7 protein-coding genes and 1 pseudogene are annotated in these 11,547 nt (G+C 72.5%); 5 read left to right on the top strand and 3 right to left on the bottom strand.

Annotated features, from left to right (window positions below):
- The 4 genes from ACWDSL_RS48205 to ACWDSL_RS48190 all read left to right on the top strand — a co-directional run.
- The coding region (locus tag ACWDSL_RS48205) for an HAD-IIIC family phosphatase (protein ID WP_450495448.1) at nucleotides 1-4,002 on the top strand (4,002 nt) is incomplete at its 5' end.
- A 25-nt stretch (nucleotides 4,003-4,027) separates the two neighbouring features.
- A complete protein-coding gene (locus tag ACWDSL_RS48200) occupies nucleotides 4,028-6,376 on the top strand; it encodes a thioester reductase domain-containing protein (RefSeq protein WP_450495446.1) in 2,349 nt (782 codons plus the stop codon).
- Nucleotides 6,373-7,542, top strand: coding sequence for an alpha/beta hydrolase (locus tag ACWDSL_RS48195; protein WP_450495444.1), 1,170 nt, complete (start codon nucleotides 6,373-6,375; stop codon nucleotides 7,540-7,542). The genes ACWDSL_RS48200 and ACWDSL_RS48195 overlap by 4 nt, the downstream gene beginning before the upstream one ends.
- Before the next feature lie 32 nt (nucleotides 7,543-7,574).
- Nucleotides 7,575-8,357, top strand: coding sequence for an alpha/beta fold hydrolase (locus ACWDSL_RS48190; RefSeq protein ID WP_450495442.1), 783 nt, complete (start codon nucleotides 7,575-7,577; stop codon nucleotides 8,355-8,357).
- A 54-nt stretch (nucleotides 8,358-8,411) separates the two neighbouring features.
- Here ACWDSL_RS48190 and ACWDSL_RS48185 read toward each other — a convergent pair whose 3' ends face one another.
- The 3 genes from ACWDSL_RS48185 to ACWDSL_RS48175 all read right to left on the bottom strand — a co-directional run bounded on the left by ACWDSL_RS48185 (nucleotide 8,412) and on the right by ACWDSL_RS48175 (nucleotide 10,596).
- Nucleotides 8,412-9,113 (bottom strand): SDR family oxidoreductase, encoded by a 702-nt coding sequence (locus tag ACWDSL_RS48185; RefSeq protein WP_450495440.1) that lies wholly within the window; start codon nucleotides 9,111-9,113, stop codon nucleotides 8,412-8,414.
- A 157-nt stretch (nucleotides 9,114-9,270) separates the two neighbouring features.
- Nucleotides 9,271-9,843 (bottom strand): TetR/AcrR family transcriptional regulator, encoded by a 573-nt coding sequence (locus tag ACWDSL_RS48180; protein ID WP_450495438.1) that lies wholly within the window; start codon nucleotides 9,841-9,843, stop codon nucleotides 9,271-9,273.
- A gap of 45 nt (nucleotides 9,844-9,888) precedes the next feature.
- On the bottom strand, nucleotides 9,889-10,596 hold the full coding sequence (locus tag ACWDSL_RS48175; RefSeq protein WP_450495436.1) for an SDR family NAD(P)-dependent oxidoreductase: 708 nt from the start codon (nucleotides 10,594-10,596) through the stop codon (nucleotides 9,889-9,891).
- On the opposite strand from ACWDSL_RS48175, the pseudogene ACWDSL_RS48170 reads away from it, so the two are divergent.
- Nucleotides 10,584-10,916 (top strand): annotated as a pseudogene (locus ACWDSL_RS48170) (helix-turn-helix domain-containing protein); the annotation flags it as partial. The gene ACWDSL_RS48175 and the pseudogene ACWDSL_RS48170 overlap by 13 nt on opposite strands.
- Nucleotides 10,917-11,547: the final 631 nt, after the last annotated feature.

The raw sequence follows: 11,547 nt of genomic DNA, 5'->3' as shown, positions 1-11,547 counted from the left end.
TGGCTGGCGCTGCTGAGCCGGGGCGCGCCCACCCCGGAGGCGGCGCGCCGGCTCGAGGCGCTGCGGGGGCGCGGCGTGACCGTACGCCACGTCCGGGCGGATGTCGCCGACCGGGAGGGCCTGGCCGCCGCACTGGACGGGCTGCGGCGCGAACTCGGCCCGGTCACCGGCGTCGTCCACACCGCCGGTGTGCTCGACGACGCCACTCTGCCGAATCTGACGGATGAGCGGGTGGAGCGCGTCCTCGCCCCCAAGGTGCTGGGCACGGCCCTGCTCACGGAGCTGGTGCCGGAGGCGGAGCGCCTGGTGCTGTTCTCGTCGGCGGCGGGCCTGCTCGGCTCGGCCGGGCAGAGCGCGTACTGCGCGGCGAACGCCTTCCTGGACGCCTGGGCACACCATCTCGCCCGCGCCGGCCGGCCCGCGCTCAGCCTCGACTGGGGTGCCTGGACGGGCGTCGGGCTGGTGGCCGAGTCCGACACCCGGGCCGCGTCGGTGAGCCGGTCGGGGCTGGTCGGCTTCTCCCCGCAGGAGGGAGGCGAGTTGTTCGAGCGGCTGCTGCCCACGGCGCGCCGTCAGCTCGCGCCGCTCGCCCTGGACTGGGCGGCGCTCGCGTCCGACCGCGACGTGGCACGGTCGCGGCCCTTGCTGTCCGGCCTGGTCACCGCCCTGGAAGCGGCTCCGGCCGCCGCGCCGGGCGCGGACGGGCTGGTCGAGCGGGTGCTCACGGCCACGACTGCCCGGGAGCGGACCGACCGGCTGGAGTCCTATGTACGGGCCAGGGTCGGCGAAGTGGCCGGCCTCGGTGTCACGGACGCCGCCCCCACCGCGGCCCTGAAGGAGCTGGGCCTCGACTCCTTGATGATCGTCAGGCTGCGCAACGCCTTCACCCGCGACCTCGGCGTCGAACTGCCCACCTCCGCGGTGTTCTCAGCGGCCGACATCCGCGGCCTCGCGCGGGACCTGGGCGCGGCGCTGGCGGAGCGGGACACCACCCAGAACGCCACGACCGCCACCACCGCCACCACCGCCACCACCGGGCCAGGTTCCGCTCTTCCGGCGGCCGAGGCAGAGGTGCCCGAGGCCGATATGCGGCCCGCGACCCGTGACGTGGTGCGGCTGTTGCGCAGCGCCCGGCAGGACACCCCGAGCGCCGCACACGCCATCGGCCTCGCGGTCCGGCTCACCGTGCCCACCACCCGGCGGCGGCTGACGGACATCCTCAACCGGCTGGCCGGGCGACACGCGGCGCTGCGTACGGCGATCCTCACCGGCACCGGGGAGGCACCGCGGCTGCGGATCGAACGAGAGCCCGCCGGACCCCTGCTGCGCTGGACCGAGCTCGGCGGCGGCGCGGACCAGGATGCCGAGGTGGACGGGCGGCTGCGGGAGCTGCTGGAGCCGCCGTTCGACCTGGCGTCCGCTCCGCTGTGGCGGTTCGAACTGCTCGACCGCGGCGACCGGGGCCAGGTCCTGGTGTTCGGCGCGCACCACGCGGTGAGCGACCTGCAGTCGCTGCTGCTCATGGTGGCCGAGATCGACCGCGAACTGTCCGGCACCGCGCTGGGCGACACCCCACTGGACGACACCGTCTCCAACCGCGACATCGACCTGCTGCTCCAGGCACAGGAGACACAGCTCACCGACCACCCCGGCGACGCGGCGGCCGAGTGGCGCGAGGCGTTCACCGGCAGCGCCCGGCTCGACCTGACGCTCACGCGGCCGCGCCCGCCCGTACGTTCCTTCCGGGCGGGCAGTGTGACCCTGGCGGTCCCCGTCCGGCTCATGGAGCGGGTGTCGTCCCGGGCGAGCCGGCTGGCGATCACCCCGGCCGCCTTCTGTCTGGGCACCCTGACCGTGCTGCTGGCCCGCGAGCGGGAGCGCGACCGGTTCGTGCTCGCCGTGCCGGTGGACACCCGTATCCACGTCGACGCGTACGACGCGGTGGGCTTCTTCGGGGTGCCGGTGCCCATCCCGGCCCAGGCCGCCCCCGGCGAGGCCATCGAGGACGTACTGCGCCGCGCCGACGGCCGCCTGGACCGGGTGCTGACGAAGGGCGCCATGTTCTCCGACGCCCTGTCGGCGCTCGCCGCGCAGGGGCTCCACCGGGAGAACGCGCCGCTGGTCGAGGTGTACTTCAACTACGTACGGTCCTCGGCGGCACGGCTGGACCACCTGGAGGTCCTGCCGGCCGGGACCGGATACTCCGACCTCGACCTGATGGTCACCATGACGCCGGACTCCGGACGGCTGCGGCTGGACTACAACCTGGACATCATGGACGAGGCCGACTGCGCCGCGCTCGGCGAGGCGTTTCTGCGGCTGCTCGCCGCAGCGGCCGACGATCCGGCGACCCCGGCCCGTCCCCCGGCCCCCGCCCGTCCCGCGACGCCGCGCCACTCGCTCGCCCTCGCGGCCACCTTCGCCCTCGGCAACCTGCCACTGCTGTGCGAAACGGCCCTGAACGACGCGAATGACGCGACTGACACCGCGTCAAACGGCGGTGGCGACGGGGTGACGGTCGCGGAGGCGCCCTACCACCATGTGCTGGCGAGCCTGCGGGATCCCTCCGGGGTCTTCGCCGACCCCTCCACGGCGCTCGGCGTGGTGCTGCTGAGGGCCACCGACCTGGAGCGGTTCGGGCCGGTCGGCGACGCGCTGCTCGCCGAGTTGCGCACGGCGTACCCGGCCGCGCTGCGGGCCCTGTCCGAGCGGACCCGGACGCCGCTGGTCGTCGGGTTCCTGCCGTCCTCGTACGGCGACGACCGTCTGGAGCGGTGGGAGCGCGAGCTGGCCGCCGAACTCGCGGAGCTGCCCGGTGTCGCGGTGCTGCGGCACGACGACTGGACCCGGCACCACGCGGTCGCGGACCGGTTCGACGACCACACCGACAAACTGGCGCATCTTCCGTTCACCCCGCCGTTCCAGGCGGCCGTGGCCCTCACCCTGGCCGAGGTGGTCCGGGCCGTGCGCCGTACGCCGCCGAAGGTGATCGCGGTGGACGGCGACGAGACGCTGTGGAGCGGTGTGGCCGGGGAGATCGGCCCGGACCGTGTGGACCTCGGCGGCCCCCGCGCGCTGCTGGCCCGCCAACTGCTCCAGTGGCGTGCCGCCGGGGCTCTGCTGGTCCTGGTCAGCAACAACGACGAGGCCACGGTACGGGCCGTGCTGGACCGCCCGGACAGCCTGCTGCGGGCAGAACACTTCAGCGTGGTCTCCGCCACGTGGGGCCGCAAGACGGAGCGCCTGGAGGCCGCGGCGCGCACCCTCAACCTGGGCCTCGACAGCTTCGTGTTCCTGGACGACAACCCGGTCGAGATCGCCGCCATGCGGTCCGCGCTGCCCGAGGTGCTGTCCGTGACCTGCCCGGCGGCCGGGGAGCTGGCACCCTTCCTGGCCCGGCTGTGGCCGCTGGTCCCCGCGGCGGCCACGGCGGAGGACTCGCTGCGCGCGGAGTTCTACCGCCAGGAGCGGGCCCGAGACGCGGAGCGCGAGCGGGCCGGATTCGCGGAATTCCTCGCCCAGCTGGACCTGGAGGTCGACATCCGGCCGCTGTCCGAACCCGATGTCCAGCGCGCCGAGCAACTCGTACGCCGTACCAATCAGTTCACCCTCCGCGCCCGGTCGCCCGACGGCGGCGATCTGGAGCGGTGGCGTCGGCAGGGCGAGGTGTGGACGGCCGCGGCCCGCGACCGGTTCGGGGACTACGGGCAGATCGGGCTGCTCGCGGTGCGCCAGGAGGGCGACCGGCTCGACGTCCTGGCCTGGATGCTCAGCTGCCGTGCGCTCGGCCGCGGGGTGGAGGAGCGGCTGCTGGGGCGGCTGGCCGACCGCGCCGACGCCCTGGGGTGCGCGACGGTGCGCCTGACGGCGGAGCGGACACCGCGCAACGTACCGGCCCGGCGGCTGCTCGCCGCGCTGGGCGGCGGCGAGCCGGACGACACGCGGCTGACGGTCGTGACGACACCGGAACACCTGCGGGCGTTCCGGTCCTGGGAGCAGTGAGTTGACGAAAGGACGGACGGAACGCGTGAGTGACGAGGCCATGCAGATGGGCGCGGCGGACGAGGGGCAGCGGCTGACCGGCGAGTCGATCGAACGGGGCGGCGGCGGGCTCAGCGTGGCCGGCCTGCTGGCCCGGGCCCTGCCCGGGGCCTCGGCCCCCCCACAGGCAACGGCGGGCGACGATCCCGAAGATGAGCCGCACTCAGACATCGATACCGACGTCGGCGCGAGCGTCCACGCCGACGTGGACCAGCTGGCGGAGGCCATCGCCGCCGCGGCGGCCCGCTATCTGCCCGATGGCCGGATGGGGCCCGACACCGACTTCTTCGACGCCGGGGGCACCTCCGTCGAGGCGGTGGAGCTGGTCGCCGCGGTGGCCCGGGAATCGGGTGTGGAGCTCGCCCTGGACGATGTGTTCGCCGACGCCCGGCCGCGCCGGCTGGCCGAACGCTGGCTCTCCGCCACCGGGATCCGGACCGTACACACCCCGCCGACCCCCGTCCCCACGACCCCCGTCCGTACGGCCCGCGCCCTGCCCGTGAACACCGCCGACGAGGACCTGGACCTGGTCCTGGCCGACCTCGCCCGCGCCGACGCCCTGCCGTGGACGGGCCCGCCGGAGCCCGACCCGCCCCGTCGGATCCTGCTGACCGGGGCAACCGGCTTTCTCGGCGGCCATATGCTGCTCGATCTGCTGCGGTACAGCGACGCCCACGTCTACTGCCTGATCCGCGCGGCCGACGAGGAAGAGGCCACATCGCGGCTCGGCACCGCGCTGGCCGGTTTCGCCCTCCCCTGGTCCTCGGAAATCCGCAGGCGGGTGACGGTGCTGCCGGGCGACCTCCGCCGGCCGCGCCTCGGCCTGTCGGAGGAGCGCTGGGACGCGCTGGCGGAGGAGCTGGACTCGGTCGTCAGCGTGGCGGCGGCGGTGGACTTTCTGCGCGGCTACGCGTCGCTGCGGCAGAGCAATGTGATCGGGCCGCTGACGCTGGCCGAACTGGCGGCGACCGGGCGGCCCAAGCCGCTGCACCACATCTCGTCGATCGCGGTCTTCAACCAGGTCGGCATCGTCTCCATGGGCGAGGACGATCCGCTCGCCCGTATCGACCGCCTCGTCGCAGGCTACGACAGGTCCAAGTGGGCCGCCGAGACCGCGCTGCGGCGCGCCCGTGACCACGGTCTGGTGGTCACCATGATGCGCCCGGCTGGCATCGGCGGACACACCAAGACGGGCGCGTACAACGCCCAGGACCTCAGCAGCGGGCTGATCTCGGCGTTCGGCCGGTTCCGTACCGTGCCCGCCTTCCGCTACCTCAACGCCGCCCCGGTGGACTGGGTGAGCCGGGTGGCGGCGGCCGTGATCTGCGAACCCGACGCCTGGGGCTACAACTACAACCTGACCGGCGTCCCGAACACCCTGGACGACGTGGTGCGGGACATGGGGTTCGGCGGGATGAACGTGACGGTGCAGGACTGGGACGAGTGGCGAGCCGACGCCCTGGCCCGTCTGGAGGCCGAACCGGTCCCCAAGCTGGACTTCCTGACCAGGGTGTTGCGCAGCCCCGCGGCCCTCAAGCTGTGCGAGGCGACGCTGACGGGGCCGGCCGCCACCGACGAGCGGACCAGCGCGTTCGTCGCCGCGCACGACCTGCCGGCCGCGGCCCGGTACGACACGCAGGCGCAGCTGAAGACGTTCGAGCGGCTGGCGAAGGACGGCCTTGGCCGGCTGCCCGACCGCGAGGACCCGCCGTATCTGTGGTTCCCCGAGACGATCGAGGGGAGCCTGGGCTCGGTCGGCGGGCCCGCGCACAGCAGGTGCACGCTGTCGCTGACCCTGTCCATCGCCAGCATGTACCAGCTGGTGCGGGAGCGCCGGGTCGATGTCCGCGGAGAGCTCTTCTGCGCGCTGCTGCACCCCGATCCGGTCGTGGTCGAGCGGGGCGATCTGTGGGTCCGTCCGCAGGAGGGGATACCCCTGACGCACGGTCTGCGGCATCAACTGCTGCTCTACCGGCTGCGGTTGCGGGACGCCGACGGCGGGCGGTGGTGGCTGGAGGGCCGGAAGTTCGCCCGTGCGCGGCGCGATGTGTGGCGGCAGACTCGGGCGCTGACCGTCGAGATCGGCCGGGAGGGCGAGCCCGCTTGTCTGGCGGGCGAGGTCGTCGTGCCCGCCGACAGCTATGTGCGCGACCAGATCGACGGCATCCGGGTCGATCCGCGCCTCTCCAGCCAGGAGAAGCGGGTCGCCAAACTGACATGGCTGGCCTGGTTCGGCCTGGAGGTGGGCCGCGGCCTGCTCGGCCCGTTCGCCCGAGTGGGGGCGGACCTGCTCGACCTTCGCCGGAACCCGACGCTGACGGAGCGCACCCGATGACCCCGCTGACCCCGAGGATCCCGCGATCCCGCAGGACCGCGCAGACCCCGATGGCCCCGGTGAACCCGCGGACCCCGGTGGCCCTCCGGCCGCTGTACGCCCGGCTCGACGGGGCGAGGGTCGAGGAGATCCCGTTCCGGACCAAGGACGGGACCCGGCTCGGCCTGAGCAGGGTCACCACCGACTCCTCCCCCGGCCAGGGGCACCGCCCCGCGGTGCTGCTGCTGCACGGCCACACCGCGTCCTCCGACATGTTTCTGCTGCCCGAGACCCGCAACCTGGTCGAGGTCCTGCTGGACGAGGGGTACGAACCGTGGCTGCTGGACTGGCGGGGCAGCTGCCGGCTCCCGTACAACGAGACCGGCCGCCGGTACACCTACGACGATGTCGCCGTGTACGACATCCCCGAGGCGGTGGCGCTGGTCCGGCAGCGGATCGGGGACCGTCCGCTGTTCGTCGTGGCCCACTGCATCGGCGCGCTCTCGCTGTCGATGAGCATGGCGGGCGGTCTGGTGCCCGGGCTCGCCGGGGTGGTGGCGCAGGGGGTGTTTCTGACGCCGAAGCTGGCGGGCCGTACGTCCCTGCGGATGACGCTGGCCGCCGAGTTGCTGAAGTCCCGTGTCGACCACATCCCCGTGGACTTCCGCACGGTGGGCTTCTGGTCGCGGTACACCCCGCTGTTCGCCCTGGCCTCCCGGAAGGCGAGCTGCCCGGACCCGACCTGCCAGATCCTGCACAACTCGGCCTGGGGCACGGGCGCCTCGCTGTTCGTACACGAGCATCTGTCGACCACCACCCACAGCCGGCTGGCGGAGCTGCTGGGCCCGGCGCCGCTGTGGATCCTGCCGCATCTGCGCCGGATCGAGCTGGCGCGCAGCGTGGTGCGCTGGCACCACGGGGACGACCGCTACCGGGCGCTGCCAGAGAACGCGCTGGACCGGGCCGGTCGTATCGACTGCCCGGTGCTGCTGCTCTCCGGCAGCGAGAACGGGCTGTGGCTGGACTCCCAGAAGCTGTGCCACGAGGTGCTGGCCGCGCGTCAGCCGCGGTTGGATGTGGCGTACGCCGAGGTCCCCGGCTACGGTCACCTCGATACGTTCCTCGGCCGGGGCGCCGCCCTCGATGTGTTCGGGCACATCCTCGACTTCCTGGGCAAGCACCGGTAATCCCGTAGTCCACAGCCCGGAGGTCATGACCCATGCCGCAGCTCGAAGTCGGTGGCGCCCGACTGACGTTCGACGACGAGGGTCGCCGCGACGGTGTGCCGCTGGTGTTCATCCACGGCTGGACGGCCAACCGGCACCGCTGGGACCACCAGATGGCGCATTTCGCCCCGCACCGGCGGGTGATCCGGCTCGATCTGCGCGGGCACGGCGAGAGCGACGGCATGCCGCGCACCATCGCGGAGCTGGCGGGCGATGTGTCCGCCCTGCTCGACCGGTTGGAGGTGGACCGCTTCGTCCCGGTCGGCCACTCGATGGGCGGCATGATCGCCCAGACGCTGGCGCTCGACCACCCGGAGCGGATCGAGCGCATGGTCCTGGTGAACTCGATCAGCCGGATGGTCTACAACCGCGGTCGCGCCCTGCTGATGGCGGCCTCGACACTGCTGCCGTTCCGCGTCTTCGTCACGGTCAACATCCAGCGCGCCTTCAGCCCCGGATACCCGCGCGCCGAGGTGCGCGAATACGCCCGCGCCTCCGCGTCCACGCCGCGCGAGGTGGTCATGACGTGCTACGATGCGATGCGGGCCTTCGATGTGCTGGACCGGGTCGGTGAGATCCGGACGCCCACGCTGCTGCTGCACGGCTACCACGACATCCAGCTGCCGGTGTCGCAGATGCTGCGGATGGCCAAGGACTACCCGGACGCGGTGGTACGGATCGTCGACGCGGGCCATGAGCTGCCGGTGGAGAACCCCGCCGCGGTCAGCTCGGCGGTCGACTGGTTCCTCACGGCGGGAGGTTCGGGCACCGCGTAGCGGGGGCGCCGATAAAGGCCGGACGGCTGCGACCCGCGGTTGAACACGCGGGCGCTACTGCGCCAGCTGCGGGTACAGCACCGCCGGGTCCTCGGCCAGCCCCGCCTTGACGCGCCGGGTGAGGTCGTCGGCCAGCACCTCGTACGCCCCCGACTCGACGCCGTCGAGCGCGGCCGCGGCCACCTGGCCCGCGTCGGCCTTGGACGCGTCGATGTCCGCCGTCATATCGGTGTCCACGTACCCCACGTGCAGTCCGGTGACCCCGATGCCGCGCGGCTGCAGCTCCAGGCGCAGGGAGTTGGACTGGGACCACAGGGCGGCCTTGGAGGCGCTGTAGGAACCGGCGTTGCCCACCCAGGAGAGCACGGAGTGGACGTTGAGGATGTGGCCACCGCCGTTGCGCTCGATGACGGGTACGAAGGCCCGGGCGACCAGCAGCGGCCCGTAGAAGTTGGTCTCGAACTCCCGGCGGATGTTGTCGACCGGGGAGCCGAGGAAGGAGGCGCCGACCAAGGCGCCGGCGTTGTTGATCAGGACGGTGACGTCCTGGGCCTGTTCGGCGGCGGCCGCCACGGAGGCGGGGTCGGTGACCTCGAGCGCCACCGGGACGGCATCGGGGTGTGTCACCGTGCGCGGATCGCGGGCCGTGGCGTAGACCTTGGCGGCACCGCGCGCATAGGCCTCCTCCACGAGCGCCCGGCCGATGCCGCGGCTGCCGCCGGTCACGAGAACAACGGCGTCCTTGATCGCAGTCATGATGTCTCCCACTGTGGTAAACCGATCGGTTTCTCAAACTGACATCGCCACCGTAAACCGATCGGTTTCCCGACACAAGGTGGGTTTGAAAACGCAACTGAGCAGAAGGCGCACCGATCGGCGGACAGGGCCCCGAGCGCGGCCGCACCCTGGCAGGTCAGCGCATACCGGCGGCATCGAGCAGGGTGACCACGGTCGGCAGGAGCAGCCCGGCCAGGGAGTCGGCCTGGATACCGGCGCGGGCGCTCGCCCCGTCGAAGACCAGGCTCAGCTGCCGGGCGAGCAGATCGGGATCGCTCGCCCCGCCCCGTTCGGCCTCGTCCCGGAAGAACGCCGTCAGGCCCTCCTTGATCCGGTGCGCGACCCTGCTCGCGGGGTGATCCACATCCTTCAGCTCGATCTGCACGGCCAGAAAGGGGCAGCCCCGATAGGCCGACTGGCCCGCCTGTTCCTCCGCCTGCTCGAAGAGGCCCAGAATCCGCTCACGCGGCGTACGGGCATCGTCCGCGCCGGGCAGGAACCACGTCGAGAAGCCGGCGGCACGCCGCTCCAGGCTCGCCGCCAGCAGTTCGTCCTTGCTCTCGAAAAGTTGGTACATCGAGCGCTTGGACACCCCCGCCGCCTTGCACAGCGCCTCCACGCCGACACCGACGCCGTCCAGATAGGCAAGGGTGGCCGCGGCATCCAGCAGCCGGTCGCGGGAACTCGTCTTCGTCGCATCTGTGGTCATGTGCGACAGGCTAGTCCGGTTTCCGCCACACTGAAACCGATCGGTTTACCAGGGCAGGGTGCCTTCGGCGTCGAAGAAGCCCCCGGTCGGGCCGTCGGGGCCCACCTGCGCCATACGGACGATGATCTCGGCGCCCTCCTCGACGGTCTGGATGCCGGTGTGCCGGTTCAGATCCGTCGCGGTGTAGCCGGGCTCCACCGCGTTGATCCGCATCCGCGGGAACGCCTTCGCGTACTGCACGGTGACCATGTTGACCGCGGTCTTCGACGCCGGATAGGCGACGCCCGGGTAGGCGTACGTCGGGGTGTCCGGGGCGGTGACCCGGGTCAGCGAGGCAAGGCCGCTGCTGACGTTGACCACGACCGGGGCGGCGGACCGCGACAGCAGCGGCAGGAACGCATGGGTCACGCGCACCACGCCGAAGACGTTCGTCTCGAAGACCGAACGCATCGCGTCGGCGGTCACCTCCGCGGCGCCGGCCACCCCTCCGTCCGGCTCCCGCGCCTCGACGCCGGCGTTGTTGACCAGCACATCCAGTCCGCCATCGGCCTCGACGGCCTTCGCCGCGGCCGCGACGGACGCATCGTCGGTGACATCGATGAGGACCATCCGCGCGCCGAGACGCTCGGCGGCCCGGCGTCCGCGCTCGGCGTCCCGGCTGCCGACGTAGACGGTGTGACCTGCCGCGATGAGCCGACGGGCGGTTTCGAAACCGAGCCCCTTGTTGGCTCCGGTGATGAGTGTTGTCGTCATGCCTCCAGGGTCCGGCGGGGCGCGACCGTGTGTCGCCCGAGGCGGCCGGACTGCCCGCGGGCGGACACCGGCGGGCGCCCGGACTGCGCCGCGAAGAGTTGGCGTTGCTGGCCGGGATCTCCGTCGACTACGTCACCCGCCTCGAACAGGGCCGCGCCTCCAATCCGTCGACTCAGGTCGTCGAGGCCCTGGCCAGGGCCCTGCGGCTGTCGGACACCGAGCGCGCACACCTGTTCCGGCTGGCCGGGCTGGCGCCGCCGGGCCCGGACACGGTCCCCGCGCATATCACCCCGAGCATCCAGCGCCTGCTAGACAGGGTGTGCAGCAGTCGTTCGATTGGCCTGAGGATCCTGGGTGTTGCTGGGCGGGCGACGCCGCGATTTTTTCGATCGCCCGTTCGATATGTTCATGCGTTCGGGTGGGATGTCCGGTGGAGCGGTTGCCCGTGGGGGCGACGGCGCTACGGTGCAGTCCTGGCCGCGAATCTCCATACCGCGTCGGCCTGCCAACAGAACAGGGAGCAGACTCCACGGCTCCCACGAACCAAACGCCCCGCGCCCGGAAAGCGACGCGGGGTCCCTGCCCCGGCCGGGTCCACACCGGCCCGGAAAGCGTCCGGCAGGGCGGCCTCCACCGCGCCAGACCCGCCGCACCCAGCGGCGTCGACAGCAGCAGGAACCGAACACGACCGGCACCGACCGCACCAAGCGGCCGGAAACGGCTCACACCCACGGGACTCCAACCCCCGTCGCCACACCAACACGAGCCATCCACCCGACGTCGCCCCGGACCACTCAGGACGACCAAGGAAACCCAAGCCGATCAGAGACGCTGACCGGGACCCCCGTCGCGGTCCTCGACGCGACCGGGACCATGCTCCTGGCCAATCCGCCGTACGCGGCGCTGATGGGCGATCCGTCCGGATGGCGCGGCCACCCCCGGTGGGGTGGC

The organism is Streptomyces sp. NPDC000941 (genome assembly GCF_053599555.1).
The sequence above is the reverse complement of the archived record's forward strand: the minus strand, read 5'-3'. Positions and strand labels throughout refer to the sequence as shown.